This is a genomic window from Bartonella vinsonii subsp. arupensis OK-94-513, from assembly GCF_000278235.1.
GTDB classification, from domain to species: domain Bacteria; phylum Pseudomonadota; class Alphaproteobacteria; order Rhizobiales; family Rhizobiaceae; genus Bartonella; species Bartonella arupensis.
Map to the genome: position 1 here is coordinate 572,310 of NZ_JH725037.1, position 17,705 is coordinate 590,014.

The 17,705-nt window shown below is 40.5% G+C and carries 15 protein-coding genes; 8 read left to right on the plus strand and 7 right to left on the minus strand.

Annotated features, from left to right (window positions below):
- Positions 1-16: 16 nt before the first annotated feature.
- A complete protein-coding gene (locus ME1_RS02345; RefSeq protein ID WP_004862724.1) occupies positions 17-1,645 on the plus strand; it encodes an MFS transporter in 1,629 nt (542 codons plus the stop codon).
- Positions 1,646-1,692: 47 nt separating this feature from the next.
- A complete protein-coding gene (locus ME1_RS02350) occupies positions 1,693-2,697 on the plus strand; it encodes an HlyD family secretion protein (protein ID WP_004862727.1) in 1,005 nt (334 codons plus the stop codon).
- Between the two features lie 492 nt (positions 2,698-3,189).
- Here ME1_RS02350 and ME1_RS02355 read toward each other — a convergent pair whose 3' ends face one another.
- Positions 3,190-3,474 carry a hypothetical protein gene (locus tag ME1_RS02355; protein WP_004862728.1) on the minus strand — a complete coding sequence of 95 codons (285 nt, stop codon included), beginning with the start codon at positions 3,472-3,474 and terminating at the stop codon, positions 3,190-3,192.
- A gap of 242 nt (positions 3,475-3,716) precedes the next feature.
- On the opposite strand from ME1_RS02355, the gene ispG reads away from it, so the two are divergent.
- Entirely contained in the window at positions 3,717-4,958 is a 1,242-nt protein-coding gene (gene ispG / locus ME1_RS02360; protein ID WP_004862731.1) for a flavodoxin-dependent (E)-4-hydroxy-3-methylbut-2-enyl-diphosphate synthase, read from the plus strand.
- 472 nt (positions 4,959-5,430) lie between these two features.
- Here ispG and ME1_RS02365 read toward each other — a convergent pair whose 3' ends face one another.
- Complete coding sequence (locus ME1_RS02365) at positions 5,431-6,333, minus strand: polyprenyl synthetase family protein (RefSeq protein WP_004862734.1); 903 nt, start codon at positions 6,331-6,333, stop codon at positions 5,431-5,433.
- A gap of 384 nt (positions 6,334-6,717) precedes the next feature.
- On the opposite strand from ME1_RS02365, the gene rpmF reads away from it, so the two are divergent.
- On the plus strand, positions 6,718-6,897 hold the full coding sequence (rpmF, locus tag ME1_RS02370) for a 50S ribosomal protein L32 (protein ID WP_004862737.1): 180 nt from the start codon (positions 6,718-6,720) through the stop codon (positions 6,895-6,897).
- 579 nt (positions 6,898-7,476) lie between these two features.
- Here the strand turns inward: rpmF and ME1_RS02375 are convergent.
- The 3 genes from ME1_RS02375 to ME1_RS02385 form a co-directional block, all read right to left on the minus strand.
- On the minus strand, positions 7,477-8,058 hold the full coding sequence (locus ME1_RS02375; protein ID WP_004862741.1) for a CarD family transcriptional regulator: 582 nt from the start codon (positions 8,056-8,058) through the stop codon (positions 7,477-7,479).
- Positions 8,059-8,363: 305 nt separating this feature from the next.
- On the minus strand, positions 8,364-8,702 hold the full coding sequence (gene fdxA, locus ME1_RS02380) for a ferredoxin FdxA (RefSeq protein ID WP_004862744.1): 339 nt from the start codon (positions 8,700-8,702) through the stop codon (positions 8,364-8,366).
- 18 nt (positions 8,703-8,720) lie between these two features.
- Positions 8,721-10,283, minus strand: coding sequence for a hypothetical protein (locus ME1_RS02385; RefSeq protein WP_004862746.1), 1,563 nt, complete (start codon positions 10,281-10,283; stop codon positions 8,721-8,723).
- Positions 10,284-10,879: 596 nt separating this feature from the next.
- On the opposite strand from ME1_RS02385, the gene ME1_RS02390 reads away from it, so the two are divergent.
- Positions 10,880-11,791 (plus strand): RNA polymerase factor sigma-32, encoded by a 912-nt coding sequence (locus tag ME1_RS02390; RefSeq protein ID WP_004862751.1) that lies wholly within the window; start codon positions 10,880-10,882, stop codon positions 11,789-11,791.
- A 181-nt stretch (positions 11,792-11,972) separates the two neighbouring features.
- Here the strand turns inward: ME1_RS02390 and ME1_RS02395 are convergent, their stop codons facing one another.
- Complete coding sequence (locus ME1_RS02395) at positions 11,973-13,517, minus strand: M48 family metalloprotease (RefSeq protein WP_004862754.1); 1,545 nt, start codon at positions 13,515-13,517, stop codon at positions 11,973-11,975.
- Positions 13,518-13,651: 134 nt separating this feature from the next.
- Between ME1_RS02395 and ME1_RS02400 the strand changes: the two genes are divergently transcribed.
- From ME1_RS02400 to ME1_RS02410, 3 genes are all read left to right on the plus strand, one after another.
- On the plus strand, positions 13,652-14,287 hold the full coding sequence (locus tag ME1_RS02400) for a thiamine diphosphokinase (RefSeq protein ID WP_004862757.1): 636 nt from the start codon (positions 13,652-13,654) through the stop codon (positions 14,285-14,287).
- 101 nt (positions 14,288-14,388) lie between these two features.
- Positions 14,389-14,808, plus strand: a complete 420-nt coding sequence (locus ME1_RS02405) for a hypothetical protein (RefSeq protein WP_004862758.1) — start codon at positions 14,389-14,391, stop codon at positions 14,806-14,808.
- A complete protein-coding gene (locus tag ME1_RS02410; RefSeq protein WP_004862762.1) occupies positions 14,808-16,667 on the plus strand; it encodes an ABC-F family ATP-binding cassette domain-containing protein in 1,860 nt (619 codons plus the stop codon). Before ME1_RS02405 ends, ME1_RS02410 begins: the two co-directional genes overlap by 1 nt.
- Positions 16,668-16,966: 299 nt before the next feature.
- Here the strand turns inward: ME1_RS02410 and rimJ are convergent, their stop codons facing one another.
- Positions 16,967-17,575, minus strand: a complete 609-nt coding sequence (gene rimJ, locus ME1_RS02415) for a ribosomal protein S5-alanine N-acetyltransferase (RefSeq protein WP_004862764.1) — start codon at positions 17,573-17,575, stop codon at positions 16,967-16,969.
- Positions 17,576-17,705 lie beyond the last annotated feature (130 nt).

The window sequence follows — 17,705 nt, forward strand, 5'->3', positions numbered from 1 at the left end:
TACAGGAAAAGGCGACATGAGCGGAAAAAAAAGTACGGTTGTGTCTGCTAAAAAAGGAGGGAAGCCTTTCCCTCATCCAGGTCGTGTTTTTGCGGGGCCTTTACCAAAATGTTTTGTTTATATTTTTGCTTCTCTTATTCTGCAATGGGCTTATGGTTTAGGGGCTAATGTTGTTCAGTCTAACATTGTCCATCTTACTGGCGATTTTCACGCAACTCTGACTGAGACCACATGGTTGGTTGCTGCCTATATGGCACCAAATGTGAGTGTTGCGATCATGTTGATCAAAATCCGCTACCAATTTGGCCTTCGTGCTTTTGCCGAATTATCAATCCTTGGCTTCGTTTTGGTTTGTGTTTTACAGCTCTTTGTGACGGATTTGCGTTCTGCGCTGATTATTCGCTTTTTTGCTGGTATTGCTGCCGCCCCTTTGGCTTCGCTTGCACTTCTTTATATGATGGAAGCTTTTGCACCAGCAAAAAAGTTTACTGTTGCTCTGAGTTTGAATTATATGAATGCGGCTTTAGCTGTTCCTCTCTCGCGTTTGATTTCACCTGATTTACTGGAAAATGGTGGGTTTTCTAGTCTTTCGGCACTCGAAATGGGATTGGTTCTTATCAGTTTGGGCTGTATTTTTTCTCTTCCACTTACCCCTGTTGTTCGTAATAAGGTCATTCAGAAATTAGATTGGCTAAGCTACAGCTTGATTGCATTTGGCTTGGGGCTTAATGCAGTGATTATGTCTGTTGGTATATTATATTGGTGGTATGAAGCACCATGGATTGGTTGGGGATTTGCGCTTGCTATTTCCTCTTTGGTGATTGCGATTATTATTGAACTGAATAGAGAAAAACCGTTGATTGATTTACGTTGGCTATTCAGTAAAGAAATGCTACAATCTGTACTCATTTTATTTGTTTTTCACGTGTTCTTATTAGAGCGATCAAATTTACCAGCAAGTTTTTTTAGCCTTTTTGGTTTGTTAAATCGTGAGATGGCACCCATGTATCTTGCGGTTATAGGTGGCGTCCTGTTAGGGGGAGCTGTTTGTGTCTTTTTTTTACGCGAGGGACGTGAGGATTATTTTTATCTGTTATCTTTGGGGTGTCTGGCGCTCGGCGCTTATTTAGATAGTTTTGTCAATCATTTAACGCGTCCGCAAGATATGATGTTTAGTCAAGGGTTGGTGAGTTTTAGTTATGCGCTCTTTTTACCTCCTGCTCTGTCGAAGGGGTTTGTGATAGCTGGTGCGCGAGGACCGCGTTACGTTTTGAGTTTTATTACTGTTTTTCTGCTGACACAAGTGACAGGCGGGTTGATGGGGTCAGCTTTTTTTGGCAGTCTGCAGTTTTTTTTCGCTCATAAGAACTTTGAGTCTTTAACACAAAATATTGTTATTACGGATCCGCTTATTTCAAGGGAGGTTAATACCTTATTTTCGCCCTCTTATGGTGTTTCCCTTCCCAATATTTTAGCGGATGGGCAAGGAGCAAATAAACTCATTGAAAAGTTTAAGTTAACAGCAAATATTTTCGCTTATGGTGATGTTTTTCGACTTTATTTTTATATTGCAATGGGTGTATTTGCTGTTTTCCTTGTCAAAATATTTGTCAAGTCATGCTCTTTGCCTAGATGCAAAAAATAGGGTAATGCCATAGTTGGGTAATACCATAAAAAAGAGGGTTGCAAAAAATGATAAAATTACTACGGTCAAAAGCGACGCTTATTGCATTCTTCTCTGGGGTTACTGGTGTTTTGTTGATTTTATGGGCTTGGAAACTTCCTCCTTTTGTCAGTACCATTCAAATGACCGATAATGCTTCCATTAAGGGTAATGTGATCTTGGTGAGTTCTCGGACTTCCGGAGTGATTTCACGCATTTATGTGCAAGATTATCAACGCGTTGAAAAGGGAATGCTTCTCTTTGAACTCGATGATTCTCTCTTTCGTCAACAGCTTGCAAGAGCACAGGCTGTTCTGGATGCAAAAAATGCAAAACTTGAAAGCATTGTCTTTCAGGATAAGCTTTTGCAGGGAGAAATTAATACAGCAGAAGCAGAATTGGCACGCTCACGTGCATTCTCCAATGTTCTTTCTGAAAATAAGAAGTTAGGTTTTGGTGATGCTGGCAATGCCGTTTCTCGTCCTCTTTCCCAATTATTGGCAGCACTTGAAACAAAACGTCAATTGCAAAAACAATTGGATCTTGAACGGAAAAACTTGGAGTCGGAGGTTGCAGAAGCAAAGGTTGGTGTTGAATTGGCTAAGCTCAGTTTGGAGCATACGAAGATTTTATCTCCTAGAACAGGAACTGTTGGATTGGTTGGTGCACGGGTAGGACAATATGTTTTGCCTGGTACGCAATTGGTGTCGGTTATTTCTAATGATGTTTGGGTGATTGCCAATTATAAGGAAACACAGCTTTCTCAGATGCGTGTGGGACAACCGGTTATTTTCTCTGTTGATGCATTGGACAATAAGAAATTAACAGGGCGTGTGGTTCGTTTCGCACCCGCAACAGGTTCAGAATTTTCGCTCTTAAAAACAGATACAACAATTGGAAATTTCATTAAAATTGCGCAACGTATTTCGGTGCGTATTGCTTTAGATCCTGGACAAGAGGGGGTTGAAAAACTCATTCCTGGAATGTCCGTCGTTACCTATGTGGATACTTCACAACGCGCTTCTGGAGGTTAAGATTTTGGGCTTTTTGACTTTGATTTTTATCCCTTTTAATTATAGTAAATGGGCATTTACTTTAGAAGATTTTGTTTGGTATGTCATGATTCATCTCTTTAAATTCTTATCTGCTGTGCTGTAAAATATTGTCCTTTAGGGCCTTTAGGCACATTCATGCATATTAGAGACAGTGCCTTTTTTATTTCATGTCAGTTTTATATTAACTCTGTGCAGAACTGTACAGTTGTAGAGAAGATGTCAGGGCTGGGTTTGCCTTATAAATCTGTGAAGTGAATTTACTTAGTGGTGTGTGGAATCTACAAGGAAAAACCAATTTGTCATAAGATTGGTGTTAAAATATTCTCGTCTTTATAGAACGGGAAGGAGATTTATTTCAGACAAAATGAGGATGGTGTTTTGTCACGTTGTGTTAAAGCTATAAAAATGCCCGACTCAAAGCGGGCATTAAAAGGCTTAGCGGCATTAAAGAACTGGTTGTTGGGTGTATTGTTAATTTTTGCGTATTAGCAAGAAACTTGCTAAAATTATCCCTGCGGTTAATGCAATGGTTTTTTTAGGATTTTCTTTGGCTTTTTTCTTCAATTGTGTAGCATGTTCATTAAGGTGGTAAAGTGCATGCTGGCCTTTTTGTTTCCATGTATCAAGCATATCAGAAATGTTCTCAAAGCCGTTGTTGTTGGAATGCCATGGGCTCGTGGAGCTGAGTTCATTTTTTAATTGTGCAATACGTTTTTTAATTTTAGCATTTTTGGCATGGGTCGAAAATAGACACATCTGTTGACTCCTTCATATTTTATAGTGTTGTACGACAGTTGAAATTATGTTTGGGGTTTTTGTATAACGGCTTGATGATGGAAAGGTTGCATTGATTGCATTGCTTGTTAGCATGTGAGAGCAGGCAAAATTTTTGGCACGATGTAGCAATTTTCTTTTATTCCTTTTTAAAATTGTACTATGGCGGGCGTTGCCGTAATAATGATGATCAAGAGCGCTGTTTTTGAAAATTTGAGGATTTGATGAGCACAACCTATTCTTTCTCTAAACCTCTTGAGCGTCGCCGGTCTGTTGCGGTTGCGGTTGGCGATGTGGTTGTTGGTGGTTCGAGCCCAATCGTTGTGCAGTCGATGACCAATACGGATACTGCTGATGTTGATGCAACGGTTGCTCAAGTTGCTGCTCTTTGGCAAGCAGGTTCACAATTGGTTCGGATTACCGTTGATCGTGATGAAGCTGCTGCTGCTGTGCCAAAAATACGAGAACGATTGGAGCGGTTGGGCTTTTTTGTACCATTGGTGGGGGACTTTCATTATATTGGTCATAAGCTCTTATCAGATCATCCTTCTTGCGCTGAGGCGCTTGCAAAATATCGTATTAATCCTGGAAATGTTGGTTTTGGTGCGAAAAAGGATCGGCAATTTGCGGAAATTATCGAAATTGCCTGTCGGTATCAAAAACCTATTCGCATTGGTGTAAATTGGGGATCTCTTGATAATGCCCTGTTGACACGCCTTATGGATGAAAATGCACGGCAGGAAAATCCCTTATCTGTTGTTGAGGTTATGCGGGAAACAGTTGTTCAGTCGGCTTTGCTTTCGGCTGCTTTCGCTGAGGAGTTGGGTTTGGGACGTGATCACATTATTCTTTCTGCTAAAGTGAGTGATGTTCAAGATCTCATTGCTGTTTACTGCTCTTTAGCAGAGCGTTGTGATTATGCGCTCCATTTAGGATTGACAGAAGCAGGGATGGGAACAAAGGGGGTGGTTGCTTCTTCTGTGGCTTTGGGGATTTTGTTACAGCAAGGAATTGGGGATACAATTCGTATTTCATTAACACCTGAACCCGGTGGAGATCGGACACGAGAAGTGAGGGTGGGGCAAGAACTTTTACAAGTGATGGGGTTTCGACAATTTTTGCCTGTTGTGGCAGCTTGTCCTGGATGCGGTCGTACAACCTCTACAGTGTTTCAGCAATTAGCACAAAAGATTGAAGCGGATTTATACAAAAACATGCCCCTCTGGCGTGAAAAATATCCTGGGGTTGAAAATTTAAAGGTTGCAGTGATGGGATGTATCGTCAATGGACCGGGAGAATCAAAACATGCCGATATTGGAATTTCACTGCCTGGAATGGGGGAAAGTCCAGCGGCGCCTGTTTTTATTGAAGGCCAAAAGGTAAAGACTTTGCGTGGTAATCATATTGCTGAGGAATTTGAATCTCTTTTAAGTGATTATATTCATAAACGCTTTGGGCAAGAGTGAAATAAACCGCTGCTTATCATTGGCAACAAATTGATCTATCATGGTCATTCCTCGTTTTTTAACTTCAATAATAACGCCGAAGAGACGAAGATTCTCTTAATCTTAAAGCCTCTTATCTGGAATCACTGAAAATCATTTCCTTGCATGTTATAAGCGGGGTTCATGGGGGTAAAATACTGAAAAAGAAGTAAAATGTTTCTCATGAAGGCTCATGAAAGGGATGCTGTAACATTGAGAGCTAGCAAATAAAATAATGGAGACCAGTTTGTTTCTTCACAAAGGGAAAGATGGTGGTGCTCAATGACGGTTATACTCTTCATAGATTCTATGGTGAGATGGGCTTTGGGGCCTTAAGAAAGGTCTCTTAAAAATAAGAAATGTTTTTTAAAAAGTATGTGAATTGACACAGAAAAAGGCTCTTGTTTTGCAAATCCTTCTGCTGGTGTTTTGCTATTGGTGGAGCAGGGCACTTTTAATTTTTGCGTGTTACACTAAAATGGGCTGCTTGTTGGAGTGGTTTTGCTTTTTCACCAAAAGAGTGTAGAAGTGATTCTGCTTTAGCAATCAGTTCGTCCCGTTTTTTTTGCGTTTCTTTAATGCCATAAAGACGAACAAATGTGGCTTTTTGGGCCGTTTCATCTTTACCTGCAGTTTTGCCTAAGTCTTCACTGCTGGCAGTCACATCCAGAAGATCATCCGTCAGTTGAAAGGCTAAACCAAGATAGGTTCCAAAAGCAGCAAGTTTTTCTGTTAATTCTTGAGAGGCATTGCTGATGATTGCTCCTGCTTGGCATGCAAAGCTTATAAGGGCGGCTGTTTTCATGCGTTGGAGAGTCATAATGTTGGTGCTCTCTTGCGGTGTTTTTTCTGCTTCAATGTCAAGCATTTGACCGCCTATCATACCACCAAGTCCTGCGGATTGTGCAAGAGCTGTAATCAGTTTTATTCTCGTTTCAAAAGAGAGAGCAAAAGCTTTATGAGCAATGATTTCAAAGGCAAATGTCAAAAGAGCATTGCCCGCTAGAATTGCTGTTGCTTCATCAAATGCTTTGTGGACGGTGGGTTGTCCACGTCGAAGTGTGTCATTATCCATGGCTGGGAGATCATCATGAATGAGCGAGTAACAGTGTACACATTCTAATGCACATGCAACATCAAGAGAGTGTTCAGGAGGGATATCAAAAAGTGCTCCACTTTGAATGACCAAAAAAGGACGCAAGCGTTTTCCACCATTCAAGACACCATAGCGCATGGCTTTGAGGAGAATTTCAGGACGGGCAATTTCACCATTTTCTATTTTGTTGTTTAATAATCCATCAAGGCGCTTTTCAACGCTGCGCCCATGTGTTGCAAGAAGGGTGGTAAATTCGTGCATTCTTGCTTCCTTTATTTTTGCAAAATGAGACAAAAAAGAAAAGTGTCGTTTTTTCTTATTTTAAACAATCTGCCTAGGTTTTTTATTAAAAAGATCAATGTCTTTTTTATCTTTAAGGCATACTGTATGTCCGAGTTGGGTTAAAGCCAAATAAAAAATGAAGTGAAAGTTTTATTAAAAATTTTTCATCAATGTATAAAATAGTCAATTTTGTTCGTAACTTTATCATTTTTGCATCTTTTTTCATGAAGGTACGGTCATTTTGACATTGCCTCTTCTTTCTTATCAGTGTATAAGACGGCTAGATTTTCTGATGTTACGGATAAAGGCTGTATCATTTTTGATACTGCCTGTTCTTTTTTAGTGGATTTGGAGTGTCTCTTTATGGCTGTACCTAAACGAAAAACCTCTCCATCAAAGCGAGGTATGCGCCGTTCGGCTGATGCCCTTAAGGCGCCGACTTATATCGAGGATAAAAATTCTGGTGAATTGCGTCGTCCCCATCATATCGATTTGAAGACTGGGATGTATCGTGGGCGCCCAGTTTTACCTGCTAAAGATTGAAATTCTTCTCTCTGGCAGTGGTAAGGTTTGTTTGATTCCACAAATAAGTTATATGCATAAATAAAGCATGCTGTTTGATAATTCATCTTCGATGAGGATTTAAAGAGTGGCGTTGTTTGGTCACACAGTGATCTTTCTTATGGCTTTTTTGTTTTCTTAAGTGATAATTTGAATTGTTGTGCACGCGTTTTTCTTTAGACCGTATGCTGGGGAATACTGGGAGCTTTCTCTTCGAGTTTGTTAAGAGAGCCCGTTTTTATCATCTGATAAATGACTCGAAGGATTCTTGTGCACTATGGCATGTACTGGGAGAGAGTGGTGAAGCCTCTCTCTCGAGGGGATAATCTTAGCGGGTATTTTTTTCAATCACGCATATACATTGAGAGTTCCAAAAAGATAGTCGCAATACCGATTTATCACGAGAAAATTATGATACCACTTATTTCACCAATATATTGTTGGATGGGAAAATAGGGGGGGCGGTATAAATTTTTTTTGTTACTGCACATGTATACAGCACAAAATAAAACCAGCATAGTGCTGGTTTTACTTTGTATTCAAAATATCTTGGCTTTTTTATTATGCAGCGTAAACATTACCGTTTGCATTTGTTTCATCTCTCTCAGCTTTAAATTCACGTTTTGGCTTGTTCGAGAGATGCATCTCTATAAGATTGATGGCTTCTGTTTCAGAAAGATTATTAATAACAGCAATTTCACGCGCCATCCGTTCAAGTGCAGCGGTATAAAGTTGACGCTCAGAATAAGATTGTTCAGGCTGCACGTCCGAGCGAAAAAGATCACGCACCACTTCAGCGATACAAATAAGATCTCCCGAATTGATTTTAGCATCATATTCTTGTGCACGGCGTGACCACATGGTTCGTTTAACGCGTGCTTTTCCGTGTAAGATTTTTAAGGCACGTTCGACGGAATCACCAGCGGACAATTTACGCATTCCAACGGAAATGGCTTTAGCAATTGGTACTTTGACATCCATTTTATCTTTTGCAAAATGAATGACAAAGAGTTTTAATTTATGTCCTGCAACTTCTTGATCTTCAATCGCGATAATTTGCCCTACTCCATGGCTAGGGTAGACGATGTATTCAGAGGTTGCAAATCCTTTAGCATTGGAGGACGTTCCGTGCTGGGATGCCATATCTTAGTTTACTCCCTTTATGACCAATAAATGTACCGGAAAACAGGCTATAAACCTGAGGGTTAAGCGCTCTTTAACCAAGTATATTATACTAATTGAATGAGCATAAAAGCTGAGTACTTTTAAATCCAACAAAAATACATTGCTTTATAACAATAAAGCAAAAAACAATACTTAGAAAGATGATCACGTTAAAATAACATTAACATCAAACTTTAAAAGAATCAATCATTTCGCTTAAGAATTTTTCTTTTTAAAAAAGAATGTTTTCAACTTTTTGAAGGAACATGAAAGGGTTTATAGGGTTATTCGCCACTTCCTGGATTTTCTGAAAAATACTGTTCTAATTTGTTTGCAACGCCATCCATTTCTTTTGCTTGAGGAAGCGGATCTTTTCGGGTGGTTAAGTTAGGCCATTTGTTCGCATAATGAAGATTAAGCTCTAACCATTTTTCTAGGCCTGGTTCTGTATCAGGTTTAATAGCTTCCGCTGGGCATTCTGGCTCGCAGACACCACAATCGATACATTCATCGGGATGAATGACAAGCATATTTTCACCTTCATAAAAACAATCAACGGGGCAAACTTCAACGCAATCCGTATATTTGCAATGAATGCAGTTATCCGTTACTACATAAGCCAAAATCAAACTCCATCTTTTTTAGTGCTCTTTGGAAGAAAGTGTATGGGTGTCTTTATCCTTTGTGAGTTGATCGCGTAGCGCAGCTAATTTTGCAAAAGGGGAATCAGGATTAGGGCGTTTCTCTTTTTGAAAGGATTTATTATTGGTACGTTTGGTATGAGATCGGTGAGACTTATAAGAAGGTTTTGCGTTTGATACGGTTGTTTGGGGGGTGTTTTCATTCGTGTTTACCCCTTTTTTGAAAGCCTTTTTCTGTTTGTTTTGTCCTTTGTACCCAGATTTATCACGATTTTTGTATGCATGGTGATGAAACTGAGGTTGATAACGCCACAGTAAAACAACTTTCTCTTCTGCTGTAGTGCGTTTTTGTTTGGCAAAATCACCAACAGGTTCAGCCGCCGGTAAGCAATTTGTGTTCCCTTGCTGTGTTTTAACACAAGGAGATAAAGTTTTTTCCTCTTCTGCTGTTTTGGAGGCTTTCATTGTTTGCCATTGATCGCCAACACATTCTGCCGCTGGAATATCTTGTTCACTCATATTTGTATGAGAAGAGCTTTGCTCTGCAAGAAGATGTTGTTCAAGAACAGTACTGCTTATGGGTTGAGATTGATAGCCAAGCCCTTTAAGAATTTCTTCCATATCGGTTCCATTGGCTCCAAGAATGGACATCATTGCGGATGTAACAAAAAAACTTTTGCCATCATAGGCGCCATCAGGCTTTGGCTCACTCCCTTGTTTCCAATGAAGCGTGGGGCGGATCAGGTTGGAAAGGCGTTCTAAAATATCAATGCGTACAGCACGTTGCCCTAAGATTCGATAACCGGCTAGTTGATAAAATTGGCGATTATAGGTAGGAACAACAGCCAAGGAGGTTCGTCCAGCAGCCAACGCGGAAAAAACTTCACCCATACCCGTTTGATCATGCCCCTCATTTTGAAGGCTCCACAACAGTGTAATTGCTTGGACCGGTGCTGGTTTAAGCATTGCTGCAACATAGATGTGAAAAGCGCCAAAACGAACACCAAGTTGCCGCAGAACTGCACGCGATTCTTGGTCAAGATTTTTAACAATGGTGGCAACTTCTCGACGCGGTAATATTCCTAAAGCGTTGACAAGTTTTAAGGAAAGATTGCTTGTTGAATCCGTCAAGCTATCACTATTGCGCAAATCAAATAGTGGCTTTAAAGCTGTTTCAAAATGAAAAGTAACAAAACGCTCTAACCGTTTTATCACATTATCTCGAGCTTCTCCCATTAATTGCGTATCTGCTAAAACAATAAGTTTGGGTTTTAAAAAATCTTCCGTTGCAACAAGTTGTCCTACAGGTTGGCCAATCCAGCGCACAATTCCATCAGAACTGAGTGTAAAATCTCCATTAGCACAAGCACAAAAACGCGCTGCACGTTTGGAAAAAGCAAGAACCAAATCTTCATTATCAGCTAAGTTTTGTCTCTCCGTAGTTTGATCTATCTTGTTTTTATTGGCATAAAAACGAAAACCTTCAAACTTACCATTTCCATGTTTTTCAATAAGAATATCATCTTGAAGAATATCATTCTGTGGAACAATCTTGCTATCCATGATCAATTTCTTTCTCAGTGCAACACACTGGTAAAAAGCTTATCCTCTACAATCCTATCATTGTGTTGCTCCTTTAACACGTTTGTTACGTTTGCTTCAATCATTCTTGTTGTTTTTTGATACTTTAATTTGAGCTATTTCCTTTTTTATTCATGTTTTATTCATTCGGTATGCTTTATACGCACTACACTTATTGGTTGTATTGCGTTGCTGGAAGCGTAAAATGACTTCTTCATGAAAAAGGCAAGATGAGTCGAAATTTAAACAAAACAGTATTTGGTTTGGCGGATCCTTTTATTTTGTGCTGTTCTGTCATCAAAATGTAAGGAACGACATTTCTCTTATATTTGCGCATTTCTTACCGGTTTTTGCCAGTTTTTTGCCGGTGAGGAGGCATATAGCAAAGCGTCTTTTGTTAATGAATCTGTGTCTTTTAACAAGAAGTTTTACAATTGCCATAAAAAAACAATTGCGATTATAAAATTACACGCTAAAGTAGTGGTAATGCAAGCAAACAACTTTTGCGTTCTTTTTAAGAAAGAATAATGATGTCGTTGCCAAATCAATTTTGATATTTTTAATCGCAAGGGGTTATTATGGGTAATCTTTCAAATGCTGTTTATAAAAGCAGCAAAAATTATAGCGACGCAGACAAAAGCTTGGGACGTAATATGATGCGTTCCGCTATGCAAGCGCCTTATCTTGAACGAGAAAAAGAACATGATTTGGCTCTGCGATGGAAAGACAAACGTGATGATGAAGCTATGCATCAAATTGCAGCAGCGCATATGCGTTTGGTCATTGCGATTGCTAACCGTTTTAAACGTTTCAAAATGCCATTGGGGGATCTGGTGCAAGAAGGGTATGTGGGCCTTTTAGAAGCTGCTGCGCGTTTCGAGCCTGATCGGGAGGTGCGTTTTTCGACTTATGCAACATGGTGGATACGCGCTTCTATTCAAGATTATATTTTACGAAATTGGTCTATTGTTCGAGGAGGAACCAGTTCTTCACAAAAAGCACTTTTCTTTAATCTTCGGCGTTTGCGGGCGAAATTGGTGCAGGATGATAGTGCTCTTTCAAAACAAGATATCTTTCGCACAATCGCTGAAAAACTCGGTGTTTCCGTGCGTGATGTTGAAACTATGGATTTTCGTTTTTCTAGTGCTGATAATTCTTTAAGTGTTTCCGTTTCTGAGAACAGCGATAATCCTGTTGCTAAAATGGATGCTCTTGTGGATGATAGTCCTCTTCCTGATGCGTTAATTGAGCAAGTGATTGATGGTCAACGGCGCACACAATGGCTTTATGATGCATTGCAAATTCTCAATGAACGCGAACTTGAAATTATTCGTTTCCGTCGCCTGAATGAAGAGGGAGCTACCTTAGAAGTTTTGGGTGAAAAGTTAGGAATCTCAAAAGAGCGGGTGCGCCAAATTGAAGCACGGGCTTTGCAAAAGTTACGCTCCGCCTTGCTTACAGTCAATCCAGCAGATGCTTATGATGTGTAAACATTTGAGAGTTTCTCAAGAAAATCTGGATTGGGTATGGAACATTAGGGGAAGAGAAGTGCACGAGTAAAGCTGGTTTTAAAGGTTAAGCAAATTTCTGTAGAAGATGTCTCACCGAGCCAAGGGATAAGGGGGGGGAGGAGGGAAACAAGAATGCAGAAAATCATGAAGAAGGCTAAAGCTATTCTGTGACAATTTTAACGTTTGCCCCTACCCGTAAAGTTTGGGTGGGGGAAAGAGCATTGAGAATGCGAAAGAATTTTTCTTTATCGGGTGTATTTTGCATTTGATTTGCAAGGTTTGCAACAGTTTCTCCCTGTTTAACGCGTACAATACGGATCTTTAAGGGTTTCAGTTTTTTTAACTGTGATGAGGAAAGAAAATGAAAACTTTGTACGGTTTTTTCAGCAACCTCTTTAAAGTTTTGAGAATCATGCGGAGCAGCTGTCAAAAAACGAAACACGTGATTGTTAAGCAGAATAACAGTTACATCAAATTGCCATTGCTCATTGGCTGCGCGGGCATGAGCTCCAGAGAGTCCTTGAATGGTGATTGGCTGAACAGACGATTCATCTAGTCCTGCAATCCATCCACTTTTCAAATAATCATGCGCAGACATTTCATTGGGGCGCGGGAGGGCATCAAAACGAATGGCAATTTTATCTGGTCCACTTGCCCAAGCTGTGTGCGCTGAATTTTCTATTGTAAAATTGTTTGGAACGGAAAAAGTTATGCGCAGTTGCGGGTGAATAAATCGATTTCCTTGCACAAAGCCCGTATGAAAACTGCCCCCAAAAATCATACCATCAATGCTTTTCAGAAAAGAATCACGATCAGTGGTTTCCATGGGAGTTGTACTGATTTTACGTGCTTTTTTTGTTGCGAGGCGAATCCGTTGCGGGGTGCTTGGATGGGTTGCTAGAAAGTCTAAGGAGGCGTTTGAAGTGCCTGCGGTATTACGAAAAACTCTATATGCTTCCATTGTTTGGAGAAAACGCGGGGAAGCAAAGGGATCATATCCTGCTTGTTTAAGCATATCGAGTGCAAGTGAATCGGCTTGTAATTCTTGATTGCGTGAAAATTGCGCAATTTGTTGCTTGTTTTTAATGGGGGATTTTGTTTCTGCGTGAGAGAAAAGCCGCGGTGACGTATGATTTGCTCTTTTCAATTCGGCTTCTTTTTGCAAACGTAAAATACCGTGTTTTGCGATAATATGGGCTATTTCATGGGCTAAAATGGCTGCAACTTCTGAAGAATCATTGGCTAATGCCAGCATACCACGCGTGATATAAATAAAACCTCCTGGGAGCGCAAAGGCATTGACACTTTCGGAGTTTAAAATTGTTACAGAATAGTCTTGCTGAGAATTGTGTGACACAGCAGTAAGTTTCCGCACAATTTTTGCTAATAAGCGATCAAGTTTTGCATCATAATATGCGCCGCCATAGAGTTGCAAAATACGCGGGTGTTGTATCGTGCTTAATGTGACATAAATATCGTTTTTGTTGGTACGTTTGATCGTTTCAGAAGAATCTAAAGAAGAAAGCGTATCGTTTTTGGAAAGATTCGTATGACAAGCAGAAAGGAGGAGCATAAAGCTTATGAGAGTTGCTTTATACATTTTGCTGTGAAAAGAAAAATCGCGTTGAAGAATGGAGTACCGAAAGATCTGGTGTCTTTGACTATTTTTCCCCTTATTTTCTGCGTGTATTTTGGCGACGTTCATTGGTGTCTTTGTATGTGTTATTTTACAATAAAGAAGCTTTTGAAAAGGATTCTTTTGCCTATATCACGGTTATTGTCTATAAAAAACGGCTATTTTTATAATAAAGGGAAACAGTACGAAAGGCAGAGTATGGCATGACAACATTTACAATATTGTTAAATGGAGATCTTTGTGTCACTGATCGTTTGCGCAATCAAATTCGCAACAGTCGCGTGATTGCTGCTGATGGTGGAATGCGTCATGCCGTAGCGCTGAATGTGATGCCTGAGTTGTGGTTGGGGGATTTTGATTCCTCTGACCAAGCTTTGAGAGACAAATATTGTCATGTTCCCCGTGAGGTTTTTCCCTCTGATAAAGATATGACCGATTGTGCTTTGGCATGTGAGAGAGCACTGCAAAATGGTGCTCAAAAGCTTATTTTGTGTGGAGCTTTGGGAGGGGAAAGAAGTGATCATAGCCTTTCACATATGACACAAGCTGTGATGATGGCAGAAAAAGGTATCTCAGTGTTATTAACCAGTGGTCTTGAAGAAGGATGGCCGCTTTTGCCAAAGCCTTTTTCATGTGATTTTCCTGAAGGATGCTTGTTTAGTATTATCGGTTTTTCTGATTTACAAGAATTAACGCTCACAGGGGTGAAATGGCCACTTTGTGATGAGAATGTGTCTTTTGGGTCATCTTTAACACTTTCTAATCGTATTTGTGGAACCTTTTCTTGCCATTTAGGTTCTGGAAAAGCTATATTGTTGGCGTCTGTACCTATTCCATGAAGCTCTTCCGGTATATTTGAATAAGGCAGAGGGGGGCATAGTGAGGAAGTGCCGGCATAAAATATATTTATGTATTGATCTTGAGAAGGAAAGGTTTTCATATGTTGAAATCAATTTTGAAAATAGCAGTTGTTTCTGCCATTGGTTTAAGTACGGTGGCATGTACTACAACTGATGAAAGAGTTGCGCAGTATGGTGTTGGGGGAGCAGCAATAGGCGCTTTGGCAGGAACAGCAATTGCTGGAAGCTCACCGGAAGCAGCTTTGACCGGTGCAGCATTTGGTGCACTTGCAGGAACAGTAACAGGTGCTGCTGTAAATCAGAGAAAACAGCAAAAACAGATGGCTATTCAGCAGTCAACACTGTGCGCATATCGTGATTATAGAGGTCAAGTTTACCAAGCACCTTGTCCTCAAAGAGTCCGCACGCCACATAAAACACATGCACCGCGTTTGTGTGCCTATCGTGATGGAAGAGGTGTGATGTATAAGGCGCCTTGTCGTCATCGTTATGGGCGTTAATGGTGGTGCCGCTGCTGCGGCTTGACCGCATTTTCCTAACCTTTGGAACAACTCCTTTGCTCAACCAAGCTTGCTTATCGGTTGAGCAAGGGGCGCGTATCGCGCTGGTGGGCCGGAATGGTTGTGGGAAGTCAACGCTGTTAAAAATTGCCGCGGGAATAAGAGAACCGAATGTTGGCGAAATTTTTCGCCACCCTCGGGTTACTGTGCGTTATGTTTCGCAAAATCCTGATTGTTCAGGTTTTGAAAATGTTCACTCCTTTGTGGAAGCTGGTCTGGACAATATACCTGATGTACAGTGGGTAAATACCCTTCGCACAAATCTTGGTTTTTCAGGAACAGAAAAGTTAGCAACACTTTCTGGTGGGGAAAAGCGACGCGTTTCTTTGTTACGCGCTCTTGCGGCCAAACCAGATATTCTTCTCTTAGATGAACCAACCAATCATCTTGATTTACCAACTATTGAATGGCTTGAAGGCGCTTTAGGTGCTTTGCGCTCAGCTATTGTGGTGATTTCTCATGATAGACGCTTTTTAGAAAATGTCACACGTTCAACGCTCTGGCTTGATCGCGGTGTAACAAAAAGATTGGAAATGCGGTTTTCGCAGTTTGAGAATTGGCGTGATAAGGCCCTTGAAGAAGAAGCGCAAGAACAACATAAATTGGGACGCCAGATTGTGCGTGAGGAACAATGGTTGCGTTATGGGGTGAGTGCACGGCGTAAGCGGAATATGCGCCGTTTGGGAGAGTTAAAAGAACTGAGACAGATTCACCAAACCTATAGAGGGCAACCGGGAAGTGCACTTTTCACAGCTGCTAAAAGCCATCATTCTGGTCAATTGGTGATTGACGCAAAGCGTATTTCAAAATCTTATGGTGATCGCGTTATTGTGAAAGATTTCTCTTTGCGTGTTCAGCGTGGAGATAGAATCGGTTTGGTTGGTCCCAATGGGATTGGAAAGACAACATTGCTTTCTACTCTGATTGGTAAGGAAGCGGTCGATAGTGGAACGGTGAAGCATGGATATAACCTTTCCATGGCGCTGCTTGATCAACAGCGTATTTTAAATGAAGAAGAAACATTAGCGCAGTATCTCACCGGTGGAAGGGGCGATACTCTTTTGATCAATGGGCAAGAACGCCATGTTGTTTCTTATATGAAGGACTTTTTGTTTTTACCTGAACAAGCGCGCACACCTCTCAAAGAATTTTCAGGTGGAGAAAGAGCCCGCCTCATGCTTGCTCGACTTCTTTCACGGCCAGCAAATTTTTTGATTCTTGATGAACCGACCAATGATTTGGATATGGAAACATTGGATTTGTTACAAGAATTTATCGCTGATTTTGCTGGAACGGTGTTGTTGGTGAGCCATGATAGGGATTTCTTAGATCGAACTGTAACCCATATGTTGGCGCCTCAAGGGGATGGTCATTGGGTTTTATATGCTGGTGGTTATAGTGATATGATCGCACAAAACAAGCAAGCTGCATTGGTGCAACGAAAAGATAAAGAATTACAGCACAAAGCGTTATCAAATCCTCGTGCGCGGGGGCAGGGAAAACAGGTTTCAACCACAAATCATGGCTTTGGAGAGCGGGGGAAAACAACACCGCGTAAATTGTCTTATAAGCAGGTTTATGCACTGGAAAAATTGCCGGAACAAATCGCTGTTTTGCAAAATGAAATAAAAAAAATTGAACAAGAGCTCTCTGATCCAGAACTCTATAGCAGCGATAAAGAGCGTTTCGAGCGTTTGTCAACAGCGCTGGACGAAAAGAAAAATGCTTGCGCGCAAAAAGAAGAAGAATGGTTGGAACTTGAAATTTTACGCGAAGATATAGAATGCGTGAAGTCATAAAATGCTATAGCGTTAATTCCTCTCAAGAAGATTTTTATAGTTTTTGGTGAGTGTTTTTCTTTCACTTTCATATTTGTTTTTTGCAGCATTCTTTATGAGATGTGTGCGTATATAGTGGAAGAAAAAGATTTATGCGTAAAGGCCAAGAAGAATATTGGAAGAAGAAGAATATTTGGAGTTTGAATTTTTGCGCGAGGGCAGTGAACGACACTGAATGTGCAAAGACAGTGAATTTTTTGAGTTTCCATAAAATGAGGGTATTACATTTTAATATCCGGTAAAAAATGCCTTAGGACGCTTTATTCTGGTTGTTGGGCGGATTCATATGAATGGTGAATTTTAGAGGTGAGAATATGGTCCCTCCATTTGCCGGCAATCATCAGATAATCTTTGGCATATCCTTCTTTTTCAAAACCAAGGCGCTCCAATAAAACGCCACTTTTGATATTTTCGGGCATATAGTTTGCCATCACTCTATGCAGGTGAGTCACATGAAAGATATGGGGTATCAGAGCAGATAAAATCTCGAACATTAAGCCTTTGCCTTGTTGCTTTTCATCCAGAGAAAAACCAAGATGACAGGCTTGAAAAACACCACGCACGACATTTGTAAAATGAACGATGGCGATGATTGTGCTCTCATTTGTCAGTCGTACGGCATATCGGTATGCTTGATCTTGTCTGTTCTCATGAGCAAATACATTTGCGCGGGTTTTCCAAGCTGTTAGGGTGTTATAATCGTCAGATTTTACTGGTTCTAAAGGACGAAGAAAGTCTGCATTGCGTAGCGAATAGGAAGACAGTTCTTCAGCATCTTCGACACTGATCAAGGTGGAAATTGTTCGTTTTGTTTTGATTCCCGTAGTTCCTTCTACATATCTTGTTGATTTTTTAATGAAGAGGTTCATTCTATGTGTGTCAAGATCTTCTTTTTACTGTAGGCTTTCTTTATGCTCGTTTTGTCGTTAACCACAATGTTAAGGGTATGATTTCACTGTTGCCTATGCACGTAAATTGAGAATGTTCAATATATTGGTG

Coding starts and splice junctions, on each gene's coding strand:
- ME1_RS02365 (WP_004862734.1), bottom strand. CDS start 6,333: ATGCACGAATTTACCACCCTTCTTGCAACACATGGGCGCAGCGTTGAA.
- ME1_RS02405 (WP_004862758.1), top strand. CDS start 14,389: ATGTTGAAATCAATTTTGAAAATAGCAGTTGTTTCTGCCATTGGTTTA.
- ME1_RS02350 (WP_004862727.1), top strand. CDS start 1,693: ATGATAAAATTACTACGGTCAAAAGCGACGCTTATTGCATTCTTCTCT.
- ME1_RS02355 (WP_004862728.1), bottom strand. CDS start 3,474: ATGTGTCTATTTTCGACCCATGCCAAAAATGCTAAAATTAAAAAACGT.
- rpmF (WP_004862737.1), top strand. CDS start 6,718: ATGGCTGTACCTAAACGAAAAACCTCTCCATCAAAGCGAGGTATGCGC.
- ispG (WP_004862731.1), top strand. CDS start 3,717: ATGAGCACAACCTATTCTTTCTCTAAACCTCTTGAGCGTCGCCGGTCT.
- ME1_RS02345 (WP_004862724.1), top strand. CDS start 17: ATGAGCGGAAAAAAAAGTACGGTTGTGTCTGCTAAAAAAGGAGGGAAG.
- ME1_RS02400 (WP_004862757.1), top strand. CDS start 13,652: ATGACAACATTTACAATATTGTTAAATGGAGATCTTTGTGTCACTGAT.
- ME1_RS02410 (WP_004862762.1), top strand. CDS start 14,808: ATGGTGGTGCCGCTGCTGCGGCTTGACCGCATTTTCCTAACCTTTGGA.
- ME1_RS02395 (WP_004862754.1), bottom strand. CDS start 13,517: ATGAACGTCGCCAAAATACACGCAGAAAATAAGGGGAAAAATAGTCAA.
- ME1_RS02390 (WP_004862751.1), top strand. CDS start 10,880: ATGGGTAATCTTTCAAATGCTGTTTATAAAAGCAGCAAAAATTATAGC.
- ME1_RS02385 (WP_004862746.1), bottom strand. CDS start 10,283: ATGGATAGCAAGATTGTTCCACAGAATGATATTCTTCAAGATGATATT.
- ME1_RS02375 (WP_004862741.1), bottom strand. CDS start 8,058: ATGGCATCCCAGCACGGAACGTCCTCCAATGCTAAAGGATTTGCAACC.
- rimJ (WP_004862764.1), bottom strand. CDS start 17,575: ATGAACCTCTTCATTAAAAAATCAACAAGATATGTAGAAGGAACTACG.